General features: G+C 60.5%; 15 protein-coding genes. 10 read left to right on the top strand and 5 right to left on the bottom strand.

Annotation, left to right across the window (positions count from 1 at the left end; genetic code table 11):
- Nucleotides 1–257: hypothetical protein (locus IH881_05295; protein MCH7867091.1), on the bottom strand; the 257-nt coding region annotated here is incomplete at its 3' end.
- 182 nt (nucleotides 258–439) lie between these two features.
- Here IH881_05295 and IH881_05290 point away from each other — a divergent pair.
- Nucleotides 440–784 (top strand): hypothetical protein, encoded by a 345-nt coding sequence (locus IH881_05290; protein ID MCH7867090.1) that lies wholly within the window; start codon nucleotides 440–442, stop codon nucleotides 782–784.
- Between the two features lie 130 nt (nucleotides 785–914).
- Nucleotides 915–3590 (top strand): aminopeptidase N, encoded by a 2676-nt coding sequence (pepN, locus tag IH881_05285; protein ID MCH7867089.1) that lies wholly within the window; start codon nucleotides 915–917, stop codon nucleotides 3588–3590.
- Here pepN and IH881_05280 read toward each other — a convergent pair.
- Together IH881_05280 and IH881_05275 are read right to left on the bottom strand one after the other, a co-directional pair.
- Nucleotides 3587–4933 carry a hypothetical protein gene (locus IH881_05280; protein ID MCH7867088.1) on the bottom strand — a complete coding sequence of 449 codons (1347 nt, stop codon included), beginning with the start codon at nucleotides 4931–4933 and terminating at the stop codon, nucleotides 3587–3589. The two genes, pepN and IH881_05280, sit on opposite strands and share 4 nt — an antisense overlap.
- Nucleotides 4934–4966: 33 nt before the next feature.
- Nucleotides 4967–5539, bottom strand: a complete 573-nt coding sequence (locus tag IH881_05275) for a tRNA-(ms[2]io[6]A)-hydroxylase (protein ID MCH7867087.1) — start codon at nucleotides 5537–5539, stop codon at nucleotides 4967–4969.
- 163 nt (nucleotides 5540–5702) lie between these two features.
- Here IH881_05275 and IH881_05270 point away from each other — a divergent pair, with 163 nt between their 5' ends.
- Genes IH881_05270 through IH881_05255 form a run of 4 tightly spaced genes read left to right on the top strand, consistent with a single transcriptional unit; the run spans nucleotide 5703 to nucleotide 9176 of the window.
- Nucleotides 5703–6596 carry a putative selenate ABC transporter substrate-binding protein gene (locus IH881_05270; GenBank protein ID MCH7867086.1) on the top strand — a complete coding sequence of 298 codons (894 nt, stop codon included), beginning with the start codon at nucleotides 5703–5705 and terminating at the stop codon, nucleotides 6594–6596.
- A 12-nt stretch (nucleotides 6597–6608) separates the two neighbouring features.
- Complete coding sequence (locus IH881_05265; protein ID MCH7867085.1) at nucleotides 6609–7391, top strand: ATP-binding cassette domain-containing protein; 783 nt, start codon at nucleotides 6609–6611, stop codon at nucleotides 7389–7391.
- Nucleotides 7381–8265: an ABC transporter permease subunit gene (locus IH881_05260; protein MCH7867084.1), complete on the top strand. Its 885-nt coding sequence runs from the start codon at nucleotides 7381–7383 to the stop codon at nucleotides 8263–8265. The genes IH881_05265 and IH881_05260 overlap by 11 nt, the downstream gene beginning before the upstream one ends.
- The gene (locus tag IH881_05255) at nucleotides 8262–9176 is read left to right on the top strand and encodes an ABC transporter permease subunit (GenBank protein MCH7867083.1); all 915 of its coding nucleotides are present in this window, start codon (nucleotides 8262–8264) and stop codon (nucleotides 9174–9176) included. The genes IH881_05260 and IH881_05255 overlap by 4 nt, the downstream gene beginning before the upstream one ends.
- 23 nt (nucleotides 9177–9199) lie before the next feature.
- Here the strand turns inward: IH881_05255 and IH881_05250 are convergent, their stop codons facing one another.
- Entirely contained in the window at nucleotides 9200–10084 is an 885-nt protein-coding gene (locus IH881_05250; protein ID MCH7867082.1) for an HDOD domain-containing protein, read from the bottom strand.
- 274 nt (nucleotides 10085–10358) lie between these two features.
- Between IH881_05250 and IH881_05245 the strand changes: the two genes are divergently transcribed.
- Nucleotides 10359–11147, top strand: a complete 789-nt coding sequence (locus IH881_05245; protein ID MCH7867081.1) for a phytanoyl-CoA dioxygenase family protein — start codon at nucleotides 10359–10361, stop codon at nucleotides 11145–11147.
- An 18-nt stretch (nucleotides 11148–11165) separates the two neighbouring features.
- Here IH881_05245 and ilvD read toward each other — a convergent pair whose 3' ends face one another.
- Nucleotides 11166–13046 (bottom strand): dihydroxy-acid dehydratase, encoded by a 1881-nt coding sequence (gene ilvD / locus IH881_05240; GenBank protein ID MCH7867080.1) that lies wholly within the window; start codon nucleotides 13044–13046, stop codon nucleotides 11166–11168.
- Nucleotides 13047–13231: 185 nt separating this feature from the next.
- Between ilvD and IH881_05235 the strand changes: the two genes are divergently transcribed.
- Genes IH881_05235 through IH881_05225 form a run of 3 tightly spaced genes read left to right on the top strand, consistent with a single transcriptional unit; the run spans nucleotide 13232 to nucleotide 15205 of the window.
- Complete coding sequence (locus IH881_05235) at nucleotides 13232–13882, top strand: penicillin-binding protein activator LpoB (protein ID MCH7867079.1); 651 nt, start codon at nucleotides 13232–13234, stop codon at nucleotides 13880–13882.
- 8 nt (nucleotides 13883–13890) lie between these two features.
- Complete coding sequence (locus IH881_05230) at nucleotides 13891–14322, top strand: hypothetical protein (protein ID MCH7867078.1); 432 nt, start codon at nucleotides 13891–13893, stop codon at nucleotides 14320–14322.
- Nucleotides 14276–15205: a hypothetical protein gene (locus tag IH881_05225; GenBank protein ID MCH7867077.1), complete on the top strand. Its 930-nt coding sequence runs from the start codon at nucleotides 14276–14278 to the stop codon at nucleotides 15203–15205. The genes IH881_05230 and IH881_05225 overlap by 47 nt, the downstream gene beginning before the upstream one ends.
- The last annotated feature ends 20 nt before the right edge of the window (nucleotides 15206–15225 follow it).

Genomic DNA, 15225 nt, shown 5'->3' with positions numbered 1-15225 from the left:
ACTTGACGCGGTGAGTCGCAATTGATCACGGCGTTCTCTTCCGAATGAAGGCAGCCGCAGTCGCCGGCCTCCTCGCGATCGCACTGGTTCGGAAGTCCCGTGGCGTTCCCGTTGTAACCGACGGCGAGCACCTTGCGATAATCCGTGCTGGTGATCACCGTGCCGACATTCAGGCGGGAACAGGTCGAGCGATTCGCCAGCGTGCGCGCCAGATTCAGGTAGATGTTTTCAAAACTCGGTCGACTGCTTGCTTCCATGGGCTCGAGATTGCTCCTTCGACACGGTCCGGTAGCTGGGGTTGTGCCGGCCGCAGCATCAGTCTCCCGGGGGGTCGGATAATCTACCGGAGCCTCGACGAGCGCGAAACGCCCAGGGGGCACGGGCGCTTTTTTCGCTCAATCATTTCTCGTTTTTTGCCGATAGACTGGGAATGCGAGGATTGTCAACAGTCCTGCTTGCGGGTCTGTGTCTCTCTGGAACCGGATGCTGGGTCTTGGAAGAGATCGACAAGGGCCAGGCGATTCTGGAGCACCACTCTTCCGCCCCCAAGAACAAAGCTGCCGAAGAAGCGGACGGCGCAAAAGCCGGTGGCGGATTCTCTCTGGCAGCGCTGAAGGAGAAGGGCGCTGACGCCTTCAAGGATATTTCCGGTCGCGTAGAAGAAGCCCTGAAAAAAGAACCCGACCCCGAAAACGTGGTCGTCCGCTGTTGGATCGAAGGCCGCATGGAGTACGCGCGGAAATTCGATTGTCAGAGCAAGGGCGGGCGAATCGCCCAGCGCTGAACATCCAGCCGGTTCTCGCATCTCTTTGTCTCCTCGCTGCATTCCTCTCGCGGTCCAGCCATGGGCTCCGCCAGATCAATTTTGCTATTGCCTGTGATCGCATCCCAAGGAGCAGGGGCGAGGAGCACGGGTGAGCGGATCCAAGCCAGAGAAACCCAGGACGACCTACCGCCGCGACTACGCCCCACCCGACTATTGGGTAGACAGCGTACAGCTGGAGTTTGATCTCGACGAACACTGCACCCGGGTCCGGGCGATCCTCGCGGTTCGGCGCAATGAGACGCTTTCGGGAGATCCGCCGACCTTCGTCCTGAATGGGGAAGAACTCGAGCTTGTCCGGGTTGCGCTCGACGGGCGCACCCTCGACGAGAGCGAGTTCGAGGCAGACGGCGACGAGTTGCGCATCCGCAGTGTCCCCGCACAGTTTACCCTCGAAACCGAAGTGACAATCGACCCCAAGGCCAACACTGCGTTGTCGGGTCTCTACTGCAGCGGGAATCTGTTCTGTACCCAATGTGAAGCGATGGGCTTTCGGCGGATCACCTACTTCCCCGATCGCCCGGACATCATGTCGCGCTACACGACGACCATCACGGCCCAGGACGCCGACTACCCGGTCTTGCTTTCCAACGGCAATCTGGTCGAAGACGAAACTCTCGCCGACGGTCGCCGGCGCGTGCGCTGGGAGGACCCGTTCCCCAAGCCTTGTTACTTGTTTGCTCTGGTCGCCGGGAAGCTCCTCTGTCACGGCGGCAGCTTCGTCACGCAGTCGGGGCGTGAGGTCAAACTCGAGATCTGGGTCGAACCCGAGAACATCGAACTCTGCCACCACGCCCTCGTCTCCCTGCGGAAAGCCATGAAGTGGGACGAGGAGAAATTTGGTCGCGAGTACGATCTCGACATCTACATGATCGTGGCGGTCAACGACTTCAACATGGGCGCGATGGAGAACAAGGGGCTCAACGTCTTCAATTCGAAGTACGTGCTCGCTCAGCCGGAAACCGCAACGGACGACGATTACGAGGGCATCGAAGCCGTGATTGGGCACGAGTACTTCCACAACTGGACCGGCAATCGAGTGACCTGTCGCGACTGGTTCCAGTTGACGCTGAAGGAGGGGCTGACGGTCTTTCGCGACCAGTGCTTCACCGCCGACATGACATCGGACGCAGTCAAGCGCATCGCCGACGTGAAGATCCTCCGGTCTGCGCAGTTCGCGGAAGATGCCGGCCCGATGAAACATCCCATTCGACCCGACTCGTATATTTCGATGGATAATTTCTACACGCCCACGGTCTACAACAAGGGCGCGGAAGTCATTCGCATGCTCAGCACCCTGCTCGGCGTCGACGGTTTTCGCCGGGGAATGGATCTCTATTTCGAGCGACATGACGGTTCGGCGGTGACTTGCGACGATTTCGTCGCTGCCCTCGCCGATGCCAACGACGAAGATCTCGAGTCGTTCAAGCACTGGTATCGGCAACCGGGTACCCCCGAAGTCCACGCCTCGGGGAGCTACGATGAAGCCACGGGCCGCTACACCCTGAGCCTTCGCCAGAGCAATCTGGCGAGTGGAAGCGGTGGTGAGACGGAAAACGACGAAGCGCCTCCGCTGCATATTCCGGTCGTCGTGGGTCTGCTCGGGGCCGACGGCGCCGATTTTCCCCTCGATCTCGCGTCCGGGACCGCGCGCCCGCGCGGGACCAGCTGCGTGCTCGAGCTGAGCGAAAGAGAGCAGGACTTCGTGTTTCGCGGGCTTACGCAAAGACCCGTGCCCTCGGTACTGCGCGACTTTTCTGCGCCCGTAAGGCTCCGGATGGACCGAACTCGCGAAGAACTCGCCTTCCTCATGGCGCACGACGGCGATGCGTTCTCGCGTTGGGATGCCGGGCAGGAACTTGCATCCCGGCTGCTTTTGGAGCTCGCCGAAGATTCCGCCGCGGGTCGTTCGCTCTCACTGCTTCCGTTGTTCAGCGAAGCCTTCGGCAAGATCCTCGCCGACGATCGACTCGACCATTCCCTGCGCGCCCTCGCGCTGATTCTGCCGGGTGAGAAAGTTCTGGGGCAAGAGACGAAAATCATCGACGTCGACGGACTCCATTGTGCACGCGAGTTTGTCATCTGTTCCCTGGCTTCCGATCATCGCGAATCTTTGGCAGATCTCTACGGTTCGCTTGCCAGTCCTCGGCCCTATCGAAACGACAGTGGTTCGATTGCGGATCGTCGAATCAAGAACACCTCGCTCGGCTATCTCGCCTGTCTCGAGTCAGACGAGATTACGTCCTGGATCTACGAACAGTTCACCAGCGCGAACAACATGACGGATACTCAATGGGCGCTGGGGTTGCTGGTGGATCTCGGCGGCGATGAGTGCGAGCAGGCGCTTGCGGCGTTCTACGAGCGTTGGCACAACGATCCCCTGGTGCTCGACAAATGGTTTTCGGCGCAAGCCATGTGCAAACGTCCCGAAGCGCTCGAGCAGGTCATGTCCCTGTCGCGACATCGCGACTTCAGCCTCAAGAACCCGAACCGATTGCGCTCCCTGATCGGCGTGTTCTGTGCGGCGAATCAGGTTCGTTTTCACGATGCCAGCGGCAAGGGATACCGCTTCCTGGCAGACGTGGTGCTCGAACTCGACGACATGAACCCGCAGATCGCGGCGCGGATGGTCTCTCAATTCAATCAGTGGAAGCGCTTCCCATCCGAACGCCGGGCGTTGATGAAGATCGAACTCGAGCGAATTGCCGGGCGCCCAGCGCTGTCCAAGGATGTTTTCGAGATTGTCGAACGCGCGCTCAGCGACTAGGCGCTCACTTCTTGCTTTGCGAGGGCGGCCCGTTGTGCTTCGAGGCTCGCTTCCGGGTCGTGGTCGATGAAGGAAGCCAGCGCAAGTGCTCGCTCGAGCGGAATCGCTGGGTAGACCTGATCGCGCAGGGCATGGATCAATTTGAGGGTCGCCAGGGCATCAAAGCTCTCGTTGAGGGATTGGCGCGTATTCCCCTTGTTTTGAAGAGCTTTTTGGGTTGTCTCGAGTGCACCGCAAGTATTCAGGAGTTGTTCGAGGCGCGCCGCGTCTACGTCGGTCTGTTGTGCGTGAAGCGCGAGAAACTGCGAGACCGGGGCGGTGGGTTGTTCGGCGATTGATGCGAGCGTTGCGAGCCAGACGCCGAGCCAGTCGAAGCTCCGGGGATCGTATGCGGAGAAGGGTTCGCCGCTTTGCGCTCGGGCGTGGCCCGCCAACACAGCGTGTCCCGTACCAAAGGGAACCCGCTCGGATTTGCGGCCACTGAGCAAGATGGGCTCTCCGGGGAGCGATCGAACTTCGCCAACCTTCGCGAGTTTCGCGAGCAGATGAAAATCTTCTGCGGCTTCACGTCGCGGAAATCCGCGAACCTGAGCGTAGGCATTCGCATGGATCGCCATCGTGCTGCCGATCGAATGAAACGCGTAGGGCGAGCCAGCACTTCGCAACCCCAAGACGTAGTACCGCAGGAAGATTTCGTACTCCAGGATCGCCATGTCGCCTGGGGAGTTCCCGCCTGCGGGGTGGCGAAAGTCATACAACAAGGCGGCTGGCGCAGCACCGTCCGAGTTTGCCTTCAGCTCCATCGTGTTGGCAGTGGGGCGGTCGAAGTAGTCTGCCGGTAGCGTCACGTCCGCGTCGGTGCAGTGTATCCAGGGGCTGTTGCATCCCCCCGCAGCCCAGAGTGCGATGGCAAAGTCGGCGCCGATCTTGCGCGCAAGTCCAACGCCCTGGCGCTCTGGAAAACGTTGACCCGCAGAGGTTCGATCGATCAAGACCATGTCAGATTCCGAGGCCACGAGTAGTTCAACATTGGCTCCGAGCGTCTGGCGCGGTCCAGCGCGCAGATGTTCGAGGATCTTGCGGTTCGCGTTGTTCGCTTCGGCGGGACACTCGTCGCGTTGGTTGACGACCAGGACGACCAACGGTTTGCCATCCCTGCAACGGGGGACACTGGCGAGCGCCTGCAACAGCAATTCGTGCTCACCATAGGCGGGGATCACCACCACCGCCGGATAGGGTGCGCCGAGGCCTGCCAGCGCCGTTGCGAAAGTAGCTTCGGGTTCAGCGTGACGTTCGAGATATTTGCGCGCGGCCTTTGTGAGCCTTGGCGATCCGGTGGGCATTGGCGGTTGAGTGTAGTGCCTCGCTACTGTGCGTCAGTGCAGCGCGGCGCGGATTTCGAGTCGGTCCACGATCGACGCTTCGGCGTCGAGCAAGGCGTCGAGACGCGGATCGATTCGCACTGCCGGGAAGTAGGTTTGCGCCAGGTCGATAAAGACGTCTTTGTGGCGAGCCTCAGAGTCTGTGATGCCCCGGTAGAACTTTGCCAGGGCGGGGTCTGAAAGCGCGTCGGCGATCAGCCCGAATCGCTCACAGCCACGGGCCTCTACGATTCCGGCCACCAGAAGCCGGTCTAGAAAATAGTCGTCGCTGCCGCTGCGGATCTGTCCGCGTAGCTCGCGCACGTAGACGTCCTTGCGATCTTTCGCCAAGCTGAGTCCGCGCGCGATCAGCTGGCGATACACCTGGTAGAAGTGTTCGAGTTCTTCCCTGGCCAGGTCCATCATGGCGGCGACCAGACGCTCCCGGTCGGGATAGTGGCTGATCAGCGAAAGGGCCACGGCAGAGGCCTTTCGCTCGGCGGCGGCGTGATCGAGTAGAAAGGCGTCGAAGTCCTCGAGCACTGCGTCGAGCCACCGTGGGGGAGTTGATACGCGCAATCGAATCATCTCGGTTCTGGGAAAGCCTCCTCAGCTCGATCATAGGGTACAACGTTCCGGTTGCTATCCAGGGTTCTTCGCGTCAACCTTTGAAACCACGGATGCTGTTTCGTGAACGGGACTATGGGATGAATGCGATGTGTACCTGTTTGAGACGAGAAGAGAGAGAATCTTGAAATTTCGAACTGCCGTCGATTGTTGTTGGGTCGCGTTATCGATCAGCTTGCTCGCGAGTAGCGACTCCGCGGCAGAGCGGGTCGACCCCAAACCTCCGACTTTGAGGTTCTCCGCAATTCCCGACCAAAACGAGACTCGCCTGCGAGAGAAATTTGGCCCGGTGGCGGCGTACCTCAGCCAATCTCTCGGGGTTCCGGTCGAGTACGTCCACGCGACCAAGTACTCGGATGCAGTCGATCTGTTCAAGAATGGGGACATTCAACTTGCCTGGTTTGGCGGGCTCACTGGAGTACAAGCTCGACACGCAGTAAAGGGAGCTCGTGCGATCGCGCAAGGTGCGGAAGATCCGGAGTTCTACACCTATTTCATTGCGCACAAGGATGCGGGCATCGAACGAAGCGAAGAATTTCCCGTCGCGATTGCCGGCAAGCGCTTTACCTTTGGTTCCATGGGATCGACTTCGGGTCGCCTGATGCCCGAATACTTCATTCGGGAGAATACTGGGGAGAGCCCGCGCGAATATTTATCGACCATCAGCTTCTCGGGGAGCCACGATCGCACCGCCGAGCTCGTTGAGTCGGGACAATTCGAAGTCGGCGTACTCAACTATCAGGTGTACGAGCGTCGGGTGGCAGAAGGCACGACCGATCCTTCCATCGTCAAGATCATCTGGAGTACGCCGCTCTATCCCGACTACAACTTCACGGCCCATCCCGATCTCGAATCGACGTACGGGGTTGGCTTCACCGACAAGCTTCAAAAGGCGTTGATCGAGATGAACGATCCGGATCTACTTTCGGCCTTTCCCCGTAGTGCCATGATTCGCGCCAGTAACTCCGACTTCGATGCCATTCACAAACTGGCGCTGGAGCTCGATTTCATACGCTAGTCCGGAGACGTGGTGGCGAACAGCGCGGAGTTCTTGCTAGAAGGCGTATCGGTGGAGTACGGGTCCGCTCTCGCGCTCGACGCTGTCGACCTGAAAGTGCAACCCGGCGAAGCCGTGGGTTTTGTCGGGCCCAGCGGTTCGGGCAAGACCACGCTGCTTCGACTGTTCAACGGCAGCGAACGTCCGAGCGAAGGTTGGGCTCACGTCGGGGACAAGCGGCTGATCGATTTCTCCCGGCGCGAACTCAAACAAATGCGCAGCCGCATCGGCTTCATCCATCAAGGGCTCGATCTCGTTCCCAATCTGCGAGTCTCCCAGAACGTCATTGCAGGCCGTCTGGGGCAGGTGGGTTTTGCGCGGTCGCTTTCACTGCTGCTATTTCCGTCGCGCCAGATTCTGGGTGAAGTGTTCGACATTCTCGAGCGGGTGGGGATCTCCGAAAAGCTCTTCGAGCGAACCGATCGGCTTTCGGGGGGGCAGCAGCAGCGCGTGGCCCTCGCCCGGGCGCTGTTTCAGCAACCGACGGCGCTGATCGCCGATGAACCCGTTTCGAGTGTCGACCCCGCTCGCGCGCGAGACACCGTCGAATTGCTGACTCGCATTTCGCGGGAAGAAGGACTGACGCTCTGCATGAGTCTCCACAACCTCGAACTGGCGCGAGAGTTCCTGCCCAGACTCGTCGGCCTTCGCAATGGAAAGGTGATCTTCGATTGCGCGAGCGAAGACATCGGCGACGAGCAGTTCGATGCGCTCTACTCCCTCGACAGCGGCGAGATGTGGCGCAATGGGTCTTGATGATCTCCCCCGGCCAAAGCCGGTCGGAATCCGCATCCGCATATTGATCGGTCTCATTTTGGCCGGTGCGATTGCAGTCTCCCTGTTGGATCTGCACCTGCAAGATCTGATGCCCTCTTCGGGTGGCCTCGCAACGGCGGGCAAGTTCTTCTCCCGCGCATTGTCGCCAGCGCTTCAATCGGAGGGCCGCTTCGTTCCCGCCGACGCACCGCCGCTGCTCTCCGTCGCATTGCGTGCGACCTGGACAACGCTCATTACCGGGGCCGCTGCAATGAGCCTTTCCCTGGTTCTCGGAGTCATCCTCGGGTTTGCCGCTTCGTCGGCGTGGTGGAGCAATCCGGGGATCGACGGCGGCAAAGGGACGCTGGGTTTCATGCAACGCTCGATTGCTCCAGCGGTGTGTGGGCTCAGCCGCTTGACGATCATCCTGATGCGCTCGGTCCACGAATTGATGTGGGCCGTATTGTTTCTCGCCGCGATCGGTCTCAATAGCCTCGCGGCTGTAATTGCCATCGCGATCCCCTACGGCGGCACCCTCGCCAAGATGTTTTCCGAACTCGTGGACGAGGCACCGCGGGACAGCGCGCACTCCTTGCGCGGGCTCGGTGCTTCGGGCTTTCAAACGTACTGCTTCGCCTTGCTTCCCCGGGCGCTACCGGATCTCATCGCCTACGCGTTCTACCGCTTCGAATGCGTGTTGCGTTCGTCCGCCGTCCTCGGATTCTTTGGCTTTCCAACCCTCGGGCTCTATATCCGCCAATCGTTCAGCGCCACCAACTATGGTGAGGTGTGGACCTTCCTCTATGCATTGCTGGCCTTGGTGATTCTCGCGGACACCTGGAGTGGAGCCGTTCGCAAGCGAGTCTTGGCATGAGTCGCGACGAAGTCGTAGAGGAGTTGTGGCAGAATCGGCCGCGCAGCAAGTTCGTTCGGGCGAGCTTGTGGGCGGTGTTCGGTTTGATGATTCTGTCGTGGGCCCTCGGAGAGTTTGATTGGGCCGATCTCTTTTCCCCGCGCCGACGCGCGAACCTGGCGCGCTTCTTGGTCGACGTCCGACCCTATCCGCTTCAGGGTGTGGATTGGGATTGGGGGATCGCGTGGTCCTGGGGGCGCGATCTCTTTGCTGCGCGGGGAGCCGAGGCCGCTCGCACGACCCTCGGGATTTCATTGCTGGCCATTCTGCTCGCCGGAGTCCTCAGTATCGGGCTCTCGCTGCCAGCGGCGCGAAACTTTGCATCGCCGGAGCCGTTCTTGCCCCTGGGGCGACCGCCGTCTCTGTGGCTTCGATTGGCGTGGAGTACGGTCTGTCATGCGACTCGATTCGTACTGATACTGCTGCGGGCGATTCCGGAGTATCTCGCCGCGTTCCTGCTGTTGGCGATTCTCGGGCCGACGCCATGGACGGCCATCATCGCGTTGACGATCCACAATGCGGGGATCCTCGGTCGACTTGGCGCCGAGAGTATCGAGAACATTCCAATCGAAGCCCCGCGCTCACTGCGAGCCCTCGGGGCCGGGCGCATGCGGATCGCGAGCTGGATTTTCTTTCCGGAATTGTTGCCGCGCTTGCTGTTGTATTTTTTCTACCGCTGGGAAACCTGTGTGCGCGAATCCACCGTGCTCGGATTGTTGGGAATCGTCTCACTCGGTTTCTGGATCGACGATGCACGAACCCGAGGGCAGATGGACGTGCTCGTCTATTTCGTGATTCTCGGAGTGATGATCGTGATCATCGGCGATATCGTCTCGAGCCTGGCCCGGGAGTTCTTGCGGCGAGCCAACTAGGAGCCTGACCCAAGACTCCGCAATCACTTGATCGAACTGAGTAGCCCGAGCAGCCTCGACTCCTCGAGGGCCGACGTGAAACTCTCGTGGATCTGGGGAATGTCGGTTTCAGAGAGCGCGAGTTTGCACCAGACCGGATCCAGTCGCGCCGGATTGCAAATCGACTCCAGCAATCCAAAGTCGAACGAGTTGGCGAGCCAATCCGCCACGTGGATCACCCGGACGAAGGTGCGAGAGGGAAGGGGAGCCGCCTCGGGATCGTCGTGATACTTTGCCCCCTGGCCTATTGCCTCGGCAATCCGCCAGGTTTCTACGATGTTGCCTCCGATCTCCGCATGTGTGACTCCGAAGCGCTTCTTCTCCATCACCTCGAGCGCCTCCTCTTTGGCAGCGCATTGGTCGATCAGTCGCGTGTATCGCTGTTTCAGGGCGGTCGCCATCGGGAGCACCCCGATATCGTGCAACAGACCGGCCGGAAAGTATTCTGTGATCGGAAACGCGGGCTCGGAACTCGCCACAGGAGAAGCTCCTGCGACGATCTCCGCGAGCAGTCCGGTTGCAATGCAATGCTGCCAGTAGCGGACGTAGTTAAAATTGCATTTGGCTTTCTTGAAACCGTCGATCACACCGATGGTGATCACGATGCGCCGAACTTCGTCGAAACCCACCCGCGCAATCGCATCGCTGGCCGAAACGACGCGATCCGTGCTCGGATTGAAGAGGACACTGTTTGCGACCTTGAGAACCCGGGCTGTCATCGCGGGATCTTCGGCAATGACAGCCGCGACATCCAGCGCACCGTTGCGGTTCACGTCGAGGTGCGTGAGAGCGAGGTGTACGACCTGAGGGAGCGTAGGGAGATTGCGGGTCCGTGATAACTGTTTTAGTAGATCCTGATCACGTGACACGTTCAGACCTCGAGACACACTTCCACAGCAGGCGGAGTGCAACTCTCAAGCACTATCGGATTCGCGAGATGCGCCCTTGAGGTCGCCAGATCCATTGGGGAAATGGAAGTCGGATTCTGATGGAGTTGCTCAATACAACTCCCCACAGATCGGAGTCGCTTGGCGCACAGCTGTGCGAGACGACGTGGACGCAATCTCGACGAACCCGTAATCTTGTCGTATACGTCGGTCGTCTGCACCCAGGTACGCGCCCAACGAGAAGGCAAGCATCGCCATGTTGACCGACGAACAGCAACGCCAATACGATGAATGTGGCTATCTCGTCGTGCCCGGTTTGTTTGACGCAGCAGAGATCGCCCCATGGTATCAGCGCTTTCTCGACATCGTCGAGGGCAGGGTCGAGCCCGCCAAGGACATGTTGGTGATGCGCGACGTGATGGTGGCCAAGGGAGTGGTGGATCCGCAGTCGCCCGCCCGAGCGATCGCGAAGATCCAGGATTTTCACAACGACCCGGTGCTGTTCGACGGGTACGCAAAACACAGCAGGTTGCTCGATTGGGTCGAGGCGTTTATCGGTCCCGACATCAAATCGGTCCACAATATGCTGATCAACAAGCCCCCGGGCGTCGATGGCCGGCACCCCCTGCACCAGGACCTGCTGTACTTTCCCTTCCGGCCCGCCGACCTGATCGTTGCGACCTGGACGGCACTCGAGGTGTGCACCCGGGAGAACGGCTGCCTTGTCGCGGTTCCGGGCAGCCACAAGGGGGAGTTGCTCGCCCACGGAAACACGGACTGGGAGCATCAGAATTATGCCTACTTCGCCGCAAAGGATGTCGGGGCGCACGAGGGGCGCGTGCATCTGGAGATGCAGCCCGGAGATACGGTGTTCTTTCACCCGTTGTTGTTGCACGGATCGGGGACGAACCGCAGCGACGGGTTCCGGCGCGCGGTTTCGTGTCACTTCGCGAGTGCGGCGTGCAAATACTTGCCCGAGCAAGCTGGATTGCTGCATCGACCCTATCTGTTGGTCAAGGGCGAAGAGCACGCCGGCGGAATCTAGCGGGCTGCGTTTTTCGACTCAGCGCTTGGTTTTGATTTGATCGGGGTCGCGCACGGCTCCGCGCGAGGCGCTCGTCGTCATCAGTGCATAGGCTTGCAGGGCCTTTGAAACGGCGCGTTCGCGCTTTTCATCGGGTTGCCAAGCGTTGCGCCCGCGTTTTTCCATGACCGCTCGCCTGGCCTGGAGTTCTTCATCCCCGATCGCGAGGTTGATGCTTCGCTCGACGATGTTGATGCGGATGAGGTCTCCCGCTTCGATCAGCGCGATGGCGCCACCTTCCGCCGCTTCAGGAGAAACGTGGCCAATCGACAAACCCGAGGATCCACCGCTGAAACGGCCGTCGGTGACGAGCGCGCAGGCCTTTCCGAGCTTCTTGGATTTCAGGTAGGAGGTCGGGTAGAGCATCTCCTGCATTCCGGGGCCGCCCTTTGGGCCCTCGTAGCGGATGACGATGACGTCGCCTTCCTGGACCTGGCCCTGAATGATCCCGTCGCAGGTCGAATCCTGAGATTCGTAGATTCGTGCCGGTCCTTCAAAGATCAAATTCGATTCGTCTACGCCAGCGGTCTTCACGATACAGCCATCCTCGGCAATGTTGCCGTGGAGCACCGCGAGCCCACCGTCTCTGCTGTACGCGTGGCTGTTCTCGCGGATGCAACCGTTTTCACCGTCGAGGTCCGCAGATTCGTAGTACTTGTCCTGAGAGAACGCGACAATGGTTCGGACGCCGCCTGGTGCCGCCAGGGAGCGCCGGTGTGCATCGTCGCTGGCGGTTCCCGTGCGAATGTCGTTCGCGGCGATGGCCGCGCCCAGGGTCTCGGTGTGGATGGTTGCCGCGTCGGAGTGAAGGCAGCCGGCGCGTTCGAGGGCGCCGAGCAGCGTGAAGATTCCCCCGGCGCGTCCCACATCCTCCATGTGATAGCTCGACGAGGGGGCCACTTTGGCGAGCATCGGGGTCACTCGGGAAATTCGATCGATGTCTTCCATCTTGAAGTCGACTTCTGCCTCGTGAGCAATCGCCAGCAGATGCAGCACCGTGTTGGTCGAACCGCCCATCGCGATGTCGAGAGTCATGGCGTTTTCAAAAGCGTCAAAGGTCGCGATATTCCTCGGCAGGACACTGTCGTCGTCTTCTTCGTAGTAGAGCTTCGCGGCTTCGACGATACGCTTGCCCGCTCGTTCGAAGAGTTCCCAGCGCATGACGTGGGTGGCGAGCAGGCTGCCGTTGCCCGGCAACGACAAGCCGAGGGCCTCCGTCAGACAGTTCATGCTGTTGGCGGTGAACATCCCCGAGCAGGATCCACAGGTCGGGCAGGCGGACTTTTCGATGATGGCGAGGGTATCGTCGTCGATGTCTTCGTTTTGCGATTGAATGATCGCATCGATCAGGTCGAGAGATTCGGGCAGGGCGTTGCCGTGGCGATCAAACATCCCGACCGCTTTGCCGGCTTCCATCGGTCCGCCAGATATGAAGATCGTGGGGACGTTGAGGCGCATGGCGGCCATCAGCATGCCCGGCGTGATCTTGTCGCAGTTCGAAATACACACGAGGGCGTCTGCCACGTGAGCGTTCACCATGTATTCAACGCTGTCGGCGATCAGGTCGCGACTCGGCAGCGAGTAGAGCATGCCGTCGTGGCCCATCGCGATGCCGTCGTCTACGGCGATGGTGTTGAACTCGACCCCATATCCGCCGGCCGCGTCGATGACTTTTTTGATACGCTGTCCGACATCCCAGAGGTGTACGTGTCCGGGGACGAACTGGGTGAAACTATTTGCGATTGCGATGATGGGCTTGTTGAAGTCATCGTCGGTCATGCCGGTGGCGCGCCATAGCGCGCGTGCGCCCGCCATGTTCCGGCCGCGAGTGGTGGTGTAGCTGCGATATCCCTTGCTCATGAGCAGAAGTGTATCTCTTCAGCCACTGGCTGCAGCAAGAGTGGGCGGCGGCGTACTGCCCGGGCGAGTGAATTTCTAGCGGCGCCCGGCCGTCGAAAGTGCGAAGATGGGGCCCGGATTGGCCCCGCGGGGCCAGAGGGCTGGGCGTCAGCTGCGCCCGTGCTGATCAATAGGGAGAAGATCCAATGCGTTTGATGTGTTCGTTGCGTGGCGCGATGCGGTCGACGGGTGCCGTGGCACTTGTCGTCGTCGCGACACTCTGGTTCGGCAGCACGACGGGTTGCGCGCCGGTGGCCAGCCGTGGCGGCGCCGGTACCCTGAACCCGGGACTCGACGACGCCGCGCTCAGCACGGGCCTGGACAAGGTCGATCTAGACTACCTGACCGAAGAAATTCTGAACGCGTTGTTCGATTCGATCTTCTGGCAGCGCGAGATTCTCGACGCCCCAGACGATCAGCCTTGGGTCACGATCTTTCCGATTCGCAACGACACGAGTGAACACATCGACGATCAACTCGATACCTTGCTCGGCTCGATCGAGACGTTTCTGGTCAACAGCGGTTCGGTAGGGGTCGTGAGCCGCGAGATACAGGCAGAGATGATGCGCGAAGTGAAGTTTCAACAGTCGGGCGACATCGACCCCGCGACCGCGGCCCGAATCGGTAGACAACTCGGCGCCAAGTACTACTTCACGGGCAAGATCGGGGCGGTCGACGAACGACTCAACAAGCAGCGCAGGGTGCAGTACACCCTCTTTCTCCAGGTCATTGAAGTGGAAACGAGCCGGATTCGCTTCCAGCACGAGGCCGCGAGAAGCAAAGCCATCAAGCGCTGAGTCGCTCGGTGGCTCACGCACAAGCAAAGCCTGATCCGGAGAATCACGCGATTCCCGGCAGCGCCAGGCCCCCACGCTCGCTTCCGCTCTGCTTGCTGTTCCTTGGGGCGCTGCTCGCTGGATCGGGTTGTGCGACCTATTCCGACCATACCGCGGGAGCCCGCAACTACGCCCAGCGCGGTGACTATGACTCCGCCATTGCTGAGCTCGACAAGTTGCTCGGCGTCGAGGATGGTCACGCCCACCCCGAGAAATTTCGCGACGACAGCGCGCTCGTGCTGCTCGAGCGGGGCATGCTCCACCAGGCGCGGGGCGACTATGACGGTTCGCGCGAGGATCTGCAGGTCCTACCGGATTTCACCCGTCGAGCGACTTTCACTCAACGCGCTGAACATGCTGAATTATCTGGCAGTCGGAGATCTGGGAGGAGCCCGGGTTGAAGCCAAGCGCTTCACCGTGATGCGAAACTATCTGCGGGACACAAACCCCGATCACGCTCACGGCGCCATCGGCTCGTATCTCGCGGGTTTCGTCCACGAACAACTCGGCGAAGATTCGAGGGCCATGCGTCACTACAACGACGCACTCCAAGGGGGACGCATCGCCAGTCTCGCCGCACCCGTGCGCGGGTTGGCCGAGCGAGTCTCGGTTCGCGGCACCCAGGTTCGGGATCTGCTCGCAGAGCCTGGGGAACCCCCGGTTCGAGGAGGCGGAGAAATCCTGGTCGTTACGGCGGTGGGCCGGGTTCCGTTCAAGGTGCCAAAGCGCATCCCGATCGGTGCCGTTGTGGGGATCGTCGCGGCCGATGCTAGCGACAATTTCGATGTGTTGGAGCGCAGCGCTTTCAAGGTGCTGATCTTTCCCGAACTCGTGCCGGCGCTGGGGACCTACGACAGCGCGTTGGCTCGCATCGACGGATCCGACGTTCCGATGGATGCAATTACCAACTTCGGGGCCGAGTTGGTTCGCGAGTACGAAAAGATCAAACCAAAAATCATTGCGGCGGCTCTGTCGCGCATGGTTGCGCGCGCGGTGGTGGCCGAAGGTGCGCGCAAGATAGGGAAAGAAGTGGGAAACGGCGGAGAGTTGGCTGGGGTGTTGGCCGGCTTGCTCAGCGAAAGTCTGTTGGTCGCCGCCGACAAGCCCGATACGCGTTCCTGGACATTGCTTCCCAACAAGATCTTCGTTTCACGCAAGCGCGTTCCGGCGGGCACCCATCAGGTGGAAGTCGGACTCGGGTCGGGCGACTCGGTTTGGCAGCGCTTCGCGGTCGATGTTCCCGAAGGCGGCTACGCGCTGGTGATCGTCATGCCGCTTCACTGAGCCTGGTTCGGCGCGCCAGA

This window comes from Myxococcales bacterium, from assembly GCA_022563535.1.
Lineage (GTDB): Bacteria > Myxococcota_A > UBA9160 > UBA9160 > UBA4427 > DUBZ01.
Note: the sequence above shows the minus strand (reverse complement) of the source record. Positions and strands in the feature narration are given on the sequence as shown.